Annotated in this window: 10 protein-coding genes; 4 read left to right on the forward strand and 6 right to left on the reverse strand. The window is 70.0% G+C overall.

Translation table 11 applies throughout. The features are described 5' to 3' along the window. Positions 1-213: 213 nt before the first annotated feature. Positions 214-1,347, forward strand: coding sequence for an ADP-ribosylglycohydrolase family protein (locus tag ACFYXF_RS48885; protein WP_389360317.1), 1,134 nt, complete (start codon positions 214-216; stop codon positions 1,345-1,347). A gap of 9 nt (positions 1,348-1,356) precedes the next feature. On the opposite strand, the gene ACFYXF_RS48890 is transcribed toward ACFYXF_RS48885, so the two are convergent. Beyond that, entirely contained in the window at positions 1,357-1,740 is a 384-nt protein-coding gene (locus ACFYXF_RS48890; protein WP_389360319.1) for an SH3 domain-containing protein, read from the reverse strand. A gap of 172 nt (positions 1,741-1,912) precedes the next feature. Between ACFYXF_RS48890 and ACFYXF_RS48895 the strand changes: the two genes are divergently transcribed. After that, the gene (locus tag ACFYXF_RS48895) at positions 1,913-4,264 is read left to right on the forward strand and encodes an ATP-binding protein (protein WP_389360321.1); all 2,352 of its coding nucleotides are present in this window, start codon (positions 1,913-1,915) and stop codon (positions 4,262-4,264) included. Positions 4,265-4,473: 209 nt separating this feature from the next. On the opposite strand, the gene ACFYXF_RS48900 is transcribed toward ACFYXF_RS48895, so the two are convergent. Both ACFYXF_RS48900 and ACFYXF_RS48905 read right to left on the reverse strand, forming a co-directional pair. Beyond that, positions 4,474-6,045, reverse strand: a complete 1,572-nt coding sequence (locus ACFYXF_RS48900) for a sodium:solute symporter family protein (RefSeq protein WP_389360323.1) — start codon at positions 6,043-6,045, stop codon at positions 4,474-4,476. 184 nt (positions 6,046-6,229) lie between these two features. Next, positions 6,230-7,015: an SDR family oxidoreductase gene (locus tag ACFYXF_RS48905; protein ID WP_389360325.1), complete on the reverse strand. Its 786-nt coding sequence runs from the start codon at positions 7,013-7,015 to the stop codon at positions 6,230-6,232. Between the two features lie 100 nt (positions 7,016-7,115). Between ACFYXF_RS48905 and ACFYXF_RS48910 the strand changes: the two genes are divergently transcribed. Continuing rightward, complete coding sequence (locus ACFYXF_RS48910; RefSeq protein ID WP_389360327.1) at positions 7,116-8,003, forward strand: hypothetical protein; 888 nt, start codon at positions 7,116-7,118, stop codon at positions 8,001-8,003. Positions 8,004-8,107: 104 nt separating this feature from the next. Here ACFYXF_RS48910 and ACFYXF_RS48915 read toward each other — a convergent pair whose 3' ends face one another. The 3 genes from ACFYXF_RS48915 to ACFYXF_RS48925 all read right to left on the reverse strand — a co-directional run bounded on the left by ACFYXF_RS48915 (position 8,108) and on the right by ACFYXF_RS48925 (position 10,613). After that, positions 8,108-8,296: a DUF397 domain-containing protein gene (locus ACFYXF_RS48915; protein ID WP_389360329.1), complete on the reverse strand. Its 189-nt coding sequence runs from the start codon at positions 8,294-8,296 to the stop codon at positions 8,108-8,110. Between the two features lie 226 nt (positions 8,297-8,522). Further along, positions 8,523-9,380, reverse strand: coding sequence for a helix-turn-helix domain-containing protein (locus ACFYXF_RS48920; RefSeq protein WP_389360331.1), 858 nt, complete (start codon positions 9,378-9,380; stop codon positions 8,523-8,525). Positions 9,381-9,851: 471 nt separating this feature from the next. Continuing rightward, complete coding sequence (locus ACFYXF_RS48925) at positions 9,852-10,613, reverse strand: GPP34 family phosphoprotein (RefSeq protein WP_235477808.1); 762 nt, start codon at positions 10,611-10,613, stop codon at positions 9,852-9,854. Between the two features lie 221 nt (positions 10,614-10,834). Here ACFYXF_RS48925 and ACFYXF_RS48930 point away from each other — a divergent pair, with 221 nt between their 5' ends. Then, positions 10,835-13,687 (forward strand): D-alanyl-D-alanine carboxypeptidase, encoded by a 2,853-nt coding sequence (locus ACFYXF_RS48930; protein ID WP_389360383.1) that lies wholly within the window; start codon positions 10,835-10,837, stop codon positions 13,685-13,687. The last annotated feature ends 157 nt before the right edge of the window (positions 13,688-13,844 follow it).

The raw sequence follows: 13,844 nt of genomic DNA on the forward strand, positions 1-13,844 counted from the left end.
TAAAGCAGATATGGAGGATTTGCGGGGAGGGTGTGGGGGCTGTCGAACGGCTGTCGAATTGGTGATCAGTCGGGATCACTAGTGCGCTCTCATGCCCACTCATGTCACATTCCGCATACCAATCAGGCCCCTGAACAGACCGTTCCCGGTCGATTACAGTGCTGAGCTGTCGATCGTACGAACGTGCTGTGAGGGAGGCCCGAGGTGGGCGTGATGACATCCGGGGGTATGACCGGTGCCGCGTCCGGCGCCATCTGGGGCCGCTCGGAACAGCAGGACTTCCGCAGCCGGGTGCGCGGCACCCTGCTCGGCGCGGCCCTCGGCGACGCCCTTGGCAGCCCGCTCGACGGACTCACCCTCGACTCCATCCACGAGGCGTACGGCGCGGAGGGCCTCGCCGATCTGGCCTTCACGTACGGCAGACGCGGCGCCATCACCGACCTCACCCAGCTCACCCTCTTCACCCTGGACGGCCTGATCCGCGCCCAGGTGCGCCGCGACACCGGCGCCTGGCACCCGCCGACCGACCTGCACCGCGCCTACCGCCGCTGGGCGGCCACCCAGAGCGACTGGGGCCCCGACGAGCGCCGCAAGGAGGACGGCTGGTTGGCCCACGAGGAGTGGCTCTACGCCCGCCGCGACCCGTCGCTGGCCTGCCTGCTCGGCCTCGGCGACGAGACGATGGGCACCCTGGACGCGCCCAAGAACCCCGGCGAGGCGGGCGCGGAGGCGGCGGCCAGGTCGGGCCCGTTCGGGCTCCTGGTGGGCTGGGAGCCGCAGCTGGTGATGCAGCTGGCGGTGGAGTGCGCCGCGCAGACCCACGGCCACCCGATCGGCTACCTCGCGGCGGGCGCGTACGCCGTGATCGTGCACGGGCTGGCACGCGGCGAGGGCATGGACGCGGCCGTGCAGCGGTCCCTCGCCCTGCTGTCGGCCAGACCGGGCCACCAACCGGTGGCGGAGGCCCTCCAGCGTGCCCTGGGCGCCGTACGCCAGGGCATCCCGACCCCCGCGCGGGTTGACGACCTGGCCGGCGCCGGCACGGCGGAGGGCCTCCTGTCAGTGGCGGTGTACTGCGCGCTGGTCGGCGAGGACGTCCGCCACGGCCTCGCCCTCTCCGTCAACCACAGCGGCCAGTCGGCCGTGACGGGCGCCCTGACCGGCGGCCTGCTGGGCGCCCTGCACGGCGAGACGGCCCTGCCGCCCGCCTGGCTGGCGGAGCTGGAGGGCCGCCCGACGATGCTGGTCCTCGCGGACGACTTCGCGATGGAGATGACCCAGGGGCCGGCCCTGCACGGTCCGGCGGGGTCCTCCCCGGGGTGGCTCACGCGGTATCCACGGGCCTGAGGCCGCGGATCAGAAGCCGCAGGAGTAGTTGGAGCCGTTGCCAGGGAGCAGGGAGTCGCTCACCCATCCGTACTTGTTGTCGTTGGCGTCCCAGAGGTACGTCCAGGTCGACCCGCTGGAGTTACGGGTGTAGCAGTAGTAGAGCAGGGTGTCCTGGTTGTCGGCGTAGCCCCTGACCCCGCAGCTCGTGCTCGAGCCGGTGCGTATGTTCGCGGCGACACCCGCGGTCTGATCCACGATGGTGCCGTCCTTGTAGGGCCCGACCGCGCCGCAGGCCGCCGCCGCGGACGCGGGACCCGCCGTTCCGACCAGGGCCGCCGGCACGGCGAGTGCCACCGCTGCCACGGACGCGAGCCCGTATCTCGCGGACCTGGACCTGAAGTTCGTGAACACGTTTCCTCCTGGGTGTGGGGAATGTGTGATGGCGTATGCGAACAGTCGCAGCGGGACCCCGGGTGCAACCAGGAATGCCGCACGCAGCTGACCCGCAACTCACCGGCAATTCGGCCAGGCAAGTGGCCGAATGCGGTCTCACCCGATGGGTGCGGAGGAGTGGGAAGGTGGGGTGACCGTGCAGCGGGGGCCAGGGGGGTTGCCGATGCTGGGCGAGGTGCTGCGTGACCACCGGCGCCGACTGGGGCTCACGCAGGAGGAGTTGGCGGAGCGGTCGGGTGTCAGCGTGCGCACGATCTGCCATGTCGAGACGGGCCGTATCGAACGCCCGAGGCCGGCCACCGTACGCCGGCTGGCCGACGCGCTGGCCCTGACGGGAACGGACCTCGACGAGTTCCGGCAGGCGGCGACCGGCCTCCCGGACGCGCCCCGCCCGCCGCGGCCGCCGTACCCGGCGACGAAGTCCGCCCCGGCCCAACTGCCGCCCGCCCACCCGGGTTTCAGCGGACGCACCGAGCAACTCGGCGCGCTGGACGCCCTGCTGGACGGCGGAAAGGATCAACTGCCCACGACCGGCGCCGTCGTCATCTCCGCCATCGCGGGCACCGCGGGCGTCGGCAAGACGGCCCTCGCGTTGCACTGGGCGTCACGGGTGGCCGCCCGCTTCCCCGACGGGCAGCTGTACGTGAACTTGCGCGGGTTCCATCCGAGCGGCGCGGTGATGACCTCGGCGGAGGCGGTACGGGTTTTCCTGGACGCCTTCGAGGTACCCGCCGAGCGTGTCCCGGCGGGCGCCGAGGCACAGGTCGGCCTGTACCGGAGCCTGTGCGCGGGCAAACGCGTACTCGTCCTGCTGGACAACGCCCGCGACGCCGAGCAGGTCAGACCGCTGCTGCCCGGCGCCTCCGGCTGTCTCGCCCTGGTCACCAGCCGCAACCAGCTCACCGGCCTCGTCGCCTCCGACGGCGCCCACCCGCTCCGCGTCGACCTGCTGACCATGGCCGAGGCCAGGGAACTGCTCGCCCACCGGCTCGGCCCCGCCCGCCTTGCCGAGGACCCCCAGGCGGTCACGGAGATCATCGACCGCTGCGCCCGACTTCCCCTCGCCCTGTCGATCGTGGCCGCCCGCGCGGCCACCGACCCGCACTTCCGGCTGACGCGGTTCGCCGGCGAACTGCGCGCCACGGGCGCCGGCGCCGGCCTCGACGCCTTCACCGACGACGACCCCGCGACGGATGTACGGGCCGTCTTCTCCTGGTCGTACCACCGGCTGAGCCCCGCGGCCGCCCGTCTCTTCCGCCTCCTCGGCCTGCACCCCGGCCCCGACATCACCGCCCCGGCCGCGGCCGCCCTGACCGGCCTGAGACCCGAGCGGGTACGCCCGCACCTGGCCGAACTCACCCGGGCGCACCTGATCGACCAGCACACGCCCGGCCGCTACACCCTCCACGACCTGCTCCGCGCCTACGCCACCGAACTGACCCACGAGCACGACCCGGAACCCGGCAGGCACGCGGCACTCCACCGCCTCCTCGACCACTACCTCCATACGGCGACCACGGCGTCCGAGAACCTCAGCTGGTACCGAGACCCGATCCAGCCCATGGACCCTCTGCCGAACTCGACACCGGAACAACTGACCGGCCCCGCACACGCGTTGGCCTGGTTCACCGCCGAACTCCCCAATCTGACGGCGGCGGTACGCAGGGCGGCCAGGGCCGGCTTCGAGACCCACGCCTGGCAACTGGCCTGGACGATGGTCGCCTTCTTCGACCTCGCCGGCCACTGGCCGGAGTGGGTCGCCACGCACCAGCAGGCGCTGGACGCGACCAGACGCTCCGGCGACACCGTCGGCGAGGCCCGCACCCGGCGCAACCTCGCCCGGGTCCGCTCCCGGCAGGGCCGCCACCAGGACGCCCTCGTCCATCTGCGCCGCTCGCTGGGGCTCGGGCGTGAACTCGGCGATCCGGTCGCGCAGGCGCAGGCGCTGCGCAACATGAGTACGGTGCTCGGCCGTATGACGGCGGTGCCGGGGGGCCGTGACCGGCACGCGGAGGCGCTGGACCTCGCCCGGCAGGCGCTGGGCCTGTTCCGGGCCGCCGGACACCGTATCGGCGAGGGCCGGGTCCTGAACCAGATCGGCTGGCACCTGTCCTTCCTGGGCGAGCACCGGCGGGCCGTAGACCACAGCGTCCAGTCCCTGCGCATCCTCCAGGAACTGGGCGACCGCGACGGCGAGGGCGCCACCTGGGACACGTTGGCCCGCGCCCACCACCACCTGGGCGCCCACCAGGAGGCGATCACCTGCTACACGCACTCCCTGCGGCTGCGCCGGGAGCGGGGCGACCTGGCCGAGATCGCGGAGACCCTGGACCACCTGGCGGAGTCCCACCTGTCCCTCGGCACCCGCGAGGCGGCGGCGGCCTGCTGGCGGGAGGCCGTGGAACTCCTGGAGCAACTGGGCCACAGAGACGCGGAACGCGTCCGCGAACGGTTACGGGCGGCCCAGCCGTCCGGGGTGTGAGGGGACTTTCCTCGCCCCCGCCGCCCCTACCCATTCCCGTCCCCTGGGGGCTGCGCCCCCAGACCCCCGCTACGGCCCTGAAGGGGCCTTGTCCTCAAACGCCGGACGGGCTGACATACCAGCCCGTCCGGCGTTTGAGGACAAAGGGGGTCTGGGGGCGCAGCCCCCAGAAGGATGGGAACGGGTAGGGGCGGCGGGGGCGAGAACAGCTAGTCCTTCACCCAGCCCTTCGCCGGCACCACATCCGCCGGCTCCGGCACAGGCACCCGCACAGCCGTGCTGTCGTCCCCGTCCGTGTTCACGGTCTCGATGATCGCCAGCCGCTCAGGCGTGTCCTCCGGACGCAGGAACCCGATCAGGATGTACAGCACCAGCGACACGGCCAGCGGGATCGACACCTGGTACTGGAGCGGCACCCCGCCCTCCACGTTCCAGTTGATCGGGTAGTTCACCAGCCAGAAGGCCAGCAGCCCCATCGACCAGCTCCCCAGCGCCGCCGTCGGCCCCGACCGCCGGAACGGCCGCAACAGCCCCAGCATCATCGGAATCGCCATCGGCCCCATCAACCCGGCCACCCACTTGATGACGACGGTGATGATGTCCTTGAACGCGGGCGAATTGACCTGCGTCGCCGCCGCCATCGACAGCCCGAGGAAGACCACCGTCGTCACGCGCGCGGCCACCAGCCCGGACGAGTCCGTCCACGCCCGCGCCCGCTTCCAGATCACCGGCGCACAGTCCCGGGTGAAGACGGCGGCGATGGCGTTCGCGTCGGACGAGCACATGGCCATCGTGTGGGAGAAGAACCCGACGATGACGAGCCCCAACAGACCGTGCGGAAGCAGCTGTTCGGTCATCAGGGCGTAGGAGTCGGAACCGTCCGGCTTCTGCGACTCCACCAGCAGCGGAGACATCCACATGGGGAAGAACAGCACCAACGGCCAGACCAGCCACAGGATCGCCGACAGACGAGCCGACCGCTCGGCTTCCCTCGGACTGGCCGTCGCCATGTACCGCTGGGCCTGGTTGAGCATGCCGCCGTTGTACTCGAACAGCTTGATGAAGAGGAACGCGAGCAGGAACACCGTGCCGTAGGGGCCCACCAGCGGCTTGCCGTGCCCTTGCAGCGCGGGCTCGTCCCAGACCCCGAAGAACCCTCCGTGGTCGTCGAGTTTGGCCACCACGGCGATGAACATCGCGATACCGGCGAGGAGTTGGATGACGAACTGCCCCAACTCCGTTAGCGCGTCCGCCCACAGCCCGCCGATCGTGCAGTACACGGCGGTGATCGCACCGGTGATGAGGATGCCCTGGTTGAGGGAGAGGCCGGTGAAGACGGACAACAGGGTCGCGATCGCGGCCCACTTGGCACCGACGTCCACGATCTTCAGCAGCATCCCGGACCAGGCCAGCGCCTGTTGCGTCTTCAGGTCGTACCGGTTCTTCAGGTACTCCAGCGGGGACGACACATGGAGCCGCGAGCGCAACCGGTTGATGCGCGGCGCGAACAGCTTGGAGCCGATCGCGATGCCGAGTGCGATGGGAAAGGACCAGGTGACGAAGGACGTGACGCCGTACGTGTAGGCGATGCCCGCGTAGCCGGTGAACATCACCGCGCTGTAGCCGGACATGTGGTGGGAGATGCCGGACAGCCACCAGGGCATCTTTCCGCCCGCGGTGAAGAAGTCACTGACGTTGTCCACCCGTTTGTGGGACCAGACACCGATCGCGACCATCACACCGAAGTAAGCGATGAGCACGGCCCAGTCGAGACCGTTCATGTGCTCCCTCCCAGGGGCGTCGAGCAAGTCGAGCGGGGGTGTCGAGCGCCCGCTCATCGTCGATTCGCTGACATGGCAGCGACAACAGCCCGGTGAGTCAAGAGGGAGTAAAAAAGTTCGCGGAACTGACCTCCGTTCATGTCCATGAATAAACCGCGAACGTCGAAGAATGGCGGAATTACGGCTACCGCATCAGCTCACCCGCGTTCACCAGCAACGACTGTCCGGTGATGGCCCGCGCCCGCTCCGACGCCAGAAACACCACCGCGTCCGCGACATCCCCGTCCGTGGCCAGCTCGGGCAGTGCCATCCGCTCCGCGAGCCGCCGCCGCACCTCGTCCTCCGGCACCCCTTCCCCCTGCGCCGTGAACCGCACGTACGCCTCCACCGGCGGCCCCCACATCCACCCCGGCAGCACGGTGTTGACCCGTATCCGATGCGGCCCGAGCTCCCGCGCCAGCGAGTACATCGCGCTCGTCAGCGCCCCCTTCGAGGCGGCGTACGCGGCCTGCCGCACCTGCGAGGGGGCGGCCACGGCGGACTGCGTGCCGATGAACACCACACTCCCGCCCCGCTCCTTGAGGGCCGGCAGGCAGGCCCGCGTCATCCGCAGGGTGCCCAGCAGATTCACGTCCACGACCCCCGCCCAGCTCTCGAAGTCCGCGTCCTCGATCCCCCCGAAGTAGCTGTCCCAGGCGGCGACATGGACGACCCCGTCGATCCGCCCGAACCGCTCGCACGCCAGCTCGGCCAGCGCCCGGCACTGCGCCTCGTCGGTGATGTCGGTCGCCCGGTACGCCGTACGCGCCCCGTCCGGATCCAGCTCGGCGGCGGTCTTCACGAGGTGCGCCTCGGTACGCGCCCCCAGCACGGCGTTCCCCCCGTCCCGCACGACGGCCGCCGCGACCTGAAGCCCCAGCCCGGCACCGACCCCCGAGACCACCACGGTCTTCCCTGTGAGCAGCGACATCGAAGCCCTCCCCGACACTGGCGGATTATCTGACGGAGCGTCAGAGTATGGGCGTCCGAAGGAGGAAGGAAGAGAAAGAAGAGAGCGAGAGGGGAAGGCAATGAGCGAAGAGACCCGCAGCGAAGAGACCCGCAGCGAAGAGACCCGCAGTGAGGACACCCGTAGCGAGGTGTACGCCCAACTCGCGGCCGTAGGACCGTACGGAGTCCGCCCCGGCCATGCGCTCATCACCATGGTCGAACCGCACCCGGGCCACGAGTACGCGTACAACCGCTGGTACGAAGACGATCATTTCATCTCTGGCGCGATGGCCATGCCCTGGATGTTCTCCGGCCGCCGCTGGGTCGCGACCCGGGACCTCCAACTCCTGCGCTACCCCGAGAAGTCGGCGATCGCGCAGCCGGTCACGGCAGGGTGCTATCTCTCGACCTACTGGATCACGGACGGCCGCTACGCCGACCACATGCGCTGGACCGTGGGCATCAACAAGCGCCTCAACCGCGACGCCCGCGTCTATCACGACCGTACGCACGTCTTCACCGCGTTCCAGGACCACCGGGCGACGGTCTACCGGGACGGTGCCGCCGGCCCCCGTGACTTCCACGCGCTGGACCACCCGTACGCGGGGCTGGTGTTGCAGGTGATCGACGCCGAAAGTGCGGAAGGGCGGGCGGAGTTGCTGGAGTGGCTGCGTGCTCGCCATCTGCCCAAGCGGCTCGCCGGCTCGCCCGCCGCGATGGTCACCGTCTTCCGGCCTACACCGCTGCCCGGTGACCGTATGACGTACGTGAAGCAGGTCGAGGGCGTGGACGTACGGCTGACACTGCTGTGGTTCCTGGAGGTGGATCCACGGGACTGCTGGGAGGCGCATTTCGCGGGGCTGGGGGAGGCGGTCCGCGAATCGGGGCTGGGGCGGGTGGAGTTGGTGGCGCCGTTCGTTCCCACCGTGCCGGGGACGGACCGGTACGTCGACAAGTTGCGCTCCTGAGGCAAAGGCCGAGCCCCCTCGGCTAGGACGGCGGGCCAGTCGAGAGGGCTCTTCGGTGGAGCTTGTGAAGTTGTTCTACTGCGTGGCGATCGTGGTGAGTGGTGTTACTTCACCGACGTCACGAACGAGTTCCACGCGGCTGCGGGGAACGAGAGGGTCGGACCCTCGGTGACCTTCGAGTCGCGGACGGCGAGCGCCGAGACGGTGGGCGACTTGACCTCGACGCACGCGCCGTTGTTGTTGGAGTACGAGGACTTCGTCCACATTTCCGTGGCGCCCTGAGGAATTGCCATTTCTGCTCCGGTAGTTCAGATGCCGAGTTGCTGTCGCCGCACCACGGCTGCCCCACGGGCACGCGGTGCGGTTTGCGCCAACCTTTGCTGATCGTTGGCGTGATCGACGCTACTCGTCGACGCTCTCGTTCGGAGCAGTCGTTCACTCGACCGGATGGCATATTCCGGAGAACCTTCCGACTGGCCTTATCGGAGTGTAAAATTCGGCCGTTTGTGTCGGGTCGGCTCAGCGCGCGTACTCCTTCGCCACATCCTGGATGAGGTGGAGGGAGTCGTCCACGTTCAGCGCCTGGGCCCGCAGATGCTCGTACATCACCGTGTATTTCTGTACCTCATGGGGCTTCTCCAGGTACAGGTCGCTGGTCACGCCCTCGATGTACACCACGCTCGAATCCGCGGCGTCGGCGAACTCCAGGATGGCGTACTGGCCGTTGATGCCGGGGTGCGCGCCGACCCCGAAAGGCAGTACCTGCACGGTGACGTGGGGGAGTTGGGACATCTCCGCGACGTGCTCCAGCTGCTCGCACATCACCCGCTTGTCCCCGACGACCCGGCGCAGGGAGGCCTCGTCCAGGACCACCCACAGCCGGAGCGGGTCCGTCTCGGCGGTGATGCGGTCCTGCCGCCGCAGGCGGACCTGGACGCGTTTCTCGGTCTCCTCCGTCGAACTCTCCGGTGACCCGCCCCGGATGATGGCCTCGGCGTACGGCCGGGTCTGCAACAGGCCCGTGATGATCTGGGGTTCGTAGACGCGCAGCGACTCCGCGTCCGTCTCCAGCCCGATGTACACGCTGTACGGGACATCCCCGAACGCGTGCCACCAGCCCTGCTGGCGCGAGTCCTTGGCCATCTCCATCAGGGAGTCGACCATCCGCTTGTCCTCGACCTCGTACACCCCGCACAGGTCGCGGACGTCACGCTGGCTGATGCTGCGCCGGCCGTTCTCCAGCCTGCTGATCTTCGACTGGGAGACCAGCAGCCGCTCGGCGACCTGCTCGGCCGTCATGTTCTTCTCCTCGCGGAGCCTGCGCAACTCCTGGCCCAGCCGGCGTCGCCTGACGGTGGGATTGACGTTGGACGCCATGGGACGTGCACCTCCGGCTGCGGGCCTGTTCGTGGCTTGCCACTTTCCGTATCTGCTGTTGAGCAGACTGCCACCAAGGTGTGTCGTACCGCTGGAAAACTGCGGATATCCGGTGGTCAGTCGGTGGATATGCGTCCGGTACAGGCCAGTTCGGCGGATTCCGCTTGTCCCCCGGCCGCTGCCCGGCTCCGGCGGCGTCCCGGATATGCCCGACGCCATGTGCCGAGGGGGCGTACCGGGCGTACCCCGAGCGCCGGCCGTCGACCGTCAGGTGCCGGACATGCGGCCGCGCGGGGCGGTGAGGGCCGTTTCGGTTGTCCTCTCGGACAGCCTTGTGGTCCTCACCGCCCCGCGCGGGCCAGCGGCTCCCGAACCGGTCTTGGGGACTGCGGTGCGGCGCTGTTGAGGTCCTGCGTCGTGCGGGGTGGTGCGGGTGCCTCGCGGATCGGGTGTTCGCCGTGGGACTGCGGCTCAGTGAGCCACGGCGCGCGCCATGGATCCGCGGTGCTGGTGCGGCTGCATCGGAACGCCGCGAGCGGGTTCCGGTGCGGACCTGGCTCCGGGGGCGGCCTGACGGCCGGCCGGTGCCGGGCTGCGGCGCGGCTGGGCCGCGACGCCGTTCTGCACGTCCATGACAGCGTGGGCCACCAGTCCGCCCATGGGGTCGTGCCGGATCAGGTCCCGCAGCCGGGAGCGGGACGAGCGTCCCTCATTACCCGGATACAGGTGCTTGCCGAGACCGACCGCATGGGCCAGCGCGGCGAGCGCGGCCGTCCGCGGGTCCGGCGGGACGCCGGTGCGGATGGCCGTGTCCAGTCGGGCTCTGATCTCCCGGCTGATCTCCGTGTCCGTCGCCTGATAGCGAGTCGTCGGAAGCACCCCGCACATCTGTCCCGCCACGGCATGCACCATGCCGCACCGCTCGAGATGCGAGAGGTAGGTCTGACGCAGCCCCAGGCGGGGCCCGCCAATCCAGTTCACTGCGCGTACGGGTGCTCCGCGTCGGCGAAGCAGTTCCAACGCACAGTCCAGTGTTGGATCTCCAGTCGGCCGTGGTACGACCACGGCGATACGATCCCCGTCCGGGGCTATCCGTCCGGCCAGCGCCAGCTCCACTAGCTGTGCTCCGGCCAGACCGAGGTCGAGCGACTGCGGCTGTGCGGTGGTGCCCGTGGCCGGGTCCAACGCCAGCAGAAGAAGCTCTTCCGGAATTGATCTGCGGCTCCTGCCCATCCATGCCTCCCCGCGTGGATGAATGACAGGGTGACCCCTCTCACATTCATCTGTCGAGAGGGCGTGACCGGTTCGTAGTGGAACCAGTAGGTATGTCGTTCTCGTCTACCGCAGGAGTCAAGGCTGCGCACAGGACACTGGTAGGCGGTTCGGACAGTGTCGTTCGGGCGGCGTTTTGACGGTTCACGGTTCGGTACACACGCACGGTGAGCGTGCGACGCATGGAGGAGGCATCGGTGGCGGGCGAGTTCCCCGACAGGTCGAAGCAGCGCGAGTCGTCGGAAGAACCGACGTCGGGGAGCGCGGGTCCGGTTCCCGGGGCCAGGGGTGAATCGGGCGCCGGGGCACGTGACCCACGGCTCGCGGTGGCCCGGGACCGGGAACCCGCGGCGCGAGGTGGCGTGGACACGGCGACCCGGGTGTTCTCCCGCCCGCCGCTCCCGGCGGACGACGCCGACGCGAGTACGGCGGACACGGCCCCGGAAGCAGAGGGCGAGCCTGAGGACGCCGCCCCGGCCGGCGGTGGCGCCGACGGCACCGACGGGACGGGCAGCACCCGGCTGCGTGCGGCGGTGGCCGCGTGGGTCGCCAGCGCGGACGAGGGCGAGGACGGGTCCGAAGGCGGGTCCGAAGGCGCCGAGGGTGCCGCCGAGAAGGCCGGCCCCGATGCGGACGCCGACCCGGACCCGGATACGGACGCGGCGGCCGAAGCCCCTGAGGGCGACGAGGAGCCCGTGGGGGACACCGCCGCCGACGCCGGACCCGCAGAGCCCTCCGAGGCCGCCGACGAGGCTCCTGTGGGCGCAGAGGGGGCCTCCGGCGACTCCGACGAGGACTCCTCTGAGCCGAAGAGCGCACAAGCGAGCGAACCGGCGCCCGGGACCGAACCGGAGCCCCGGCCCGAAACCGATGCGGAGCCCGAGAGCACGGCGGACCCGAAGCCGGCCGCTGAGCCCGAGGGCGCGGCCGGCTCGGACGCGGACGTGCTGGCCGGGTCGAAGTCCGAGGTGGCGGGCGTGGCCGACTCGGAGTCGAAGCCGGACCCGCGCGTGGTGGCCGAGCCGAAGCCGGCCGCAGACTTGTCGGCCGAGTCGACGTCCGACGCGGATGGCCTGGTCGACTCGAAGTCGAAGCCGGACGCGGAGTCCAAGGGTGCGGCCGAGTCGCAGTCGGACGCCGACGCGGCGGCCGAGCCGAAGTCGGACACTGACGGTGCGGCCGACTCGAAGGCCGAGCCGGACGCGTCCGAGCCGAAGTCGAAGCCGGGAGCGGAGCCCGAGGGTCCGGCCGACTCGGAGTCGAAGCCGGACGCAGCCGCCGACACCGACACCGACACCGAAGCCGACACCGAAGCCGACACCGAAGCCGACAGTGACGCCGATGGCGGCGCTGCTCCTGCCGCTGGCGTCGATGCCCCGGCTCCCAAGCAGCCCCCCGTCGACCAGCCCACCGCCATCTTCAAGGCCGTGCGCCCGCCCGCCGCACCCCCGGTCGACCAGCCGACGACGATGCTCAAGCTGGGCGATGTCGCGGCCGCAAAGGCCAAGGCGGCCGAGGCGGACGGCAAGGACGGCAAGGACGCCAACGGTGAGTCCGTTGCTGAGCGCACCAGCAAATTCGTAGCCCTCAGGCAGCTGGACGACCCGGCCACCCGGAAGCCGCCGAGCGCCGCGCCGCCCGCCGCCGAGACGGCCAACCCGCCCGCCGCCCAGTCGCCGAAGGCACCCGTCGCCGACGCCACCGCCGCGATCCCGCAGGTCGGGCCGGAGCGTACGACGCAGCAGCCGTTGCCTCCGTTGCCGCCGCTGGATCTGCTCGCGGAGCTGACGAACACTCCGCCGCCGCCGAACACCGCGGTGCGGACGATCGCGCGCCGGATCAAGATCTGGACGCCACTGGTCATTCTGTTGGCGATCGTCTTTGCAGTCGTACAGGCTGTGCGTCCGTTGCCGACCCCCGAGCTGACGCTGACCGCCGAGGACTCCTACACCTTCGAAGGGGCGGCCGCCGCACTGCCGTGGCCGTCAGAGGGTCAGGGCTGGATGGACGTCAACGGCATCGGGACCATGGGGAAGTTCGGCGAGCAGAAGCCCGTCGGCATCGGGTCCGTCGCCAAGGCCATGACCGCCTACATCGTCCTCAAGGACCACCCGCTGAAGTCCGGCGAGGACGGCCCGAAGATCACCGTGGACGCGCTCGCGGAGAAGGAGGCCGGCTACTGGAAGGACGGCGAGTCCACCCTCACCACCGCCAAGGCGGGTGACACCCTCACCCTGAAGCAGGCGATCTCGGCCATCATGATCCCGTCGGCGAACAACATCGCCCGCCTGCTGGCGCGTTGGGACGCGGGCACCGAGACGGCGTTCATCAAGAAGATGAACGACACCGCCAAGGAACTCGGGATGAAGAACACCAAGTACACCGACGCCTCCGGCCTCAAGGAGACCACCGTCTCCACCGCCGAGGACCAGGTGAAGCTGGGCAACGAGCTGGTGAAGATCCCGGCCTTCACGGACATCACCAAGCTGCCGGTCTGGTACGACCACACCGGCAAGAAGTGGGACAACTTCAACCGTCTCGTCCCCTACAACGGCGCCATCGGCATCAAGACCGGCACCACCACCGCGGCCGGCGGCAACCTGCTCTTCGCCGCCACCAAGGAGGTCGGCGGCGAGACCGTCATCGTCGTCGGCGCGATCCTCGGCCAGCACACCGCGCCGATCATCGACACCGTCAACGCGGTCAGCAAGACGGCGATGATCGCCGCCCGGGACGCGCTGCTCTCCTCGAAGATCCTGAAGAAGGGCGACGTCGTCGGGTACGTCGACGACGGGCTCGGCGGGCACACCCCGGTCGTGCTGTCGAAGGACGTCACGGCGGTCGGCTGGGCCGGGATGAAGGTCGAGCTGTCGTTCGCCGCGGCCGAGGACCTGCCGCACACCGCGAAGGCGGGCACCACCGTGGGCACCCTCACCGTGGGCGACGGCAGCGGCGGCGCGGTGAAGGTACCGGTGCAACTCCAGGCGGACCTGGTCGAGCCCGGCTTCGACAAGAAGCTGACCCGCGTCGGCTGACCCCGTACCGCGCACGCACCACCACGCACGCGCCCGGTGTTCCCGTCCACGCGAACGGAGACACCGGGCGTCGTCGTTGCGACCTTCCGCGTCGTGGACGAATCTCACCGACGAATGCTTTGATCACCCCGGCGGCACCGCGGTAGCTCACGGTTGC

Origin of the sequence: Streptomyces sp. NPDC002680 (genome assembly GCF_042889145.1) — a bacterium.
GTDB classification, from domain to species: domain Bacteria; phylum Actinomycetota; class Actinomycetes; order Streptomycetales; family Streptomycetaceae; genus Streptomyces; species Streptomyces adonidis.

What these genes read in the sequence shown, in the direction of transcription:
- ACFYXF_RS48925 (WP_235477808.1), bottom strand. Translation starts at nt 10,613, where the DNA reads ATGGGCAGGAGCCGCAGATCAATTCCGGAAGAGCTTCTTCTGCTGGCG.
- ACFYXF_RS48910 (WP_389360327.1), top strand. Translation starts at nt 7,116, where the DNA reads ATGAGCGAAGAGACCCGCAGCGAAGAGACCCGCAGCGAAGAGACCCGC.
- ACFYXF_RS48920 (WP_389360331.1), bottom strand. Translation starts at nt 9,380, where the DNA reads ATGGCGTCCAACGTCAATCCCACCGTCAGGCGACGCCGGCTGGGCCAG.
- ACFYXF_RS48930 (WP_389360383.1), top strand. Translation starts at nt 10,835, where the DNA reads ATGGAGGAGGCATCGGTGGCGGGCGAGTTCCCCGACAGGTCGAAGCAG.
- ACFYXF_RS48885 (WP_389360317.1), top strand. Translation starts at nt 214, where the DNA reads ATGACATCCGGGGGTATGACCGGTGCCGCGTCCGGCGCCATCTGGGGC.
- ACFYXF_RS48900 (WP_389360323.1), bottom strand. Translation starts at nt 6,045, where the DNA reads ATGAACGGTCTCGACTGGGCCGTGCTCATCGCTTACTTCGGTGTGATG.
- ACFYXF_RS48915 (WP_389360329.1), bottom strand. Translation starts at nt 8,296, where the DNA reads ATGGCAATTCCTCAGGGCGCCACGGAAATGTGGACGAAGTCCTCGTAC.
- ACFYXF_RS48905 (WP_389360325.1), bottom strand. Translation starts at nt 7,015, where the DNA reads ATGTCGCTGCTCACAGGGAAGACCGTGGTGGTCTCGGGGGTCGGTGCC.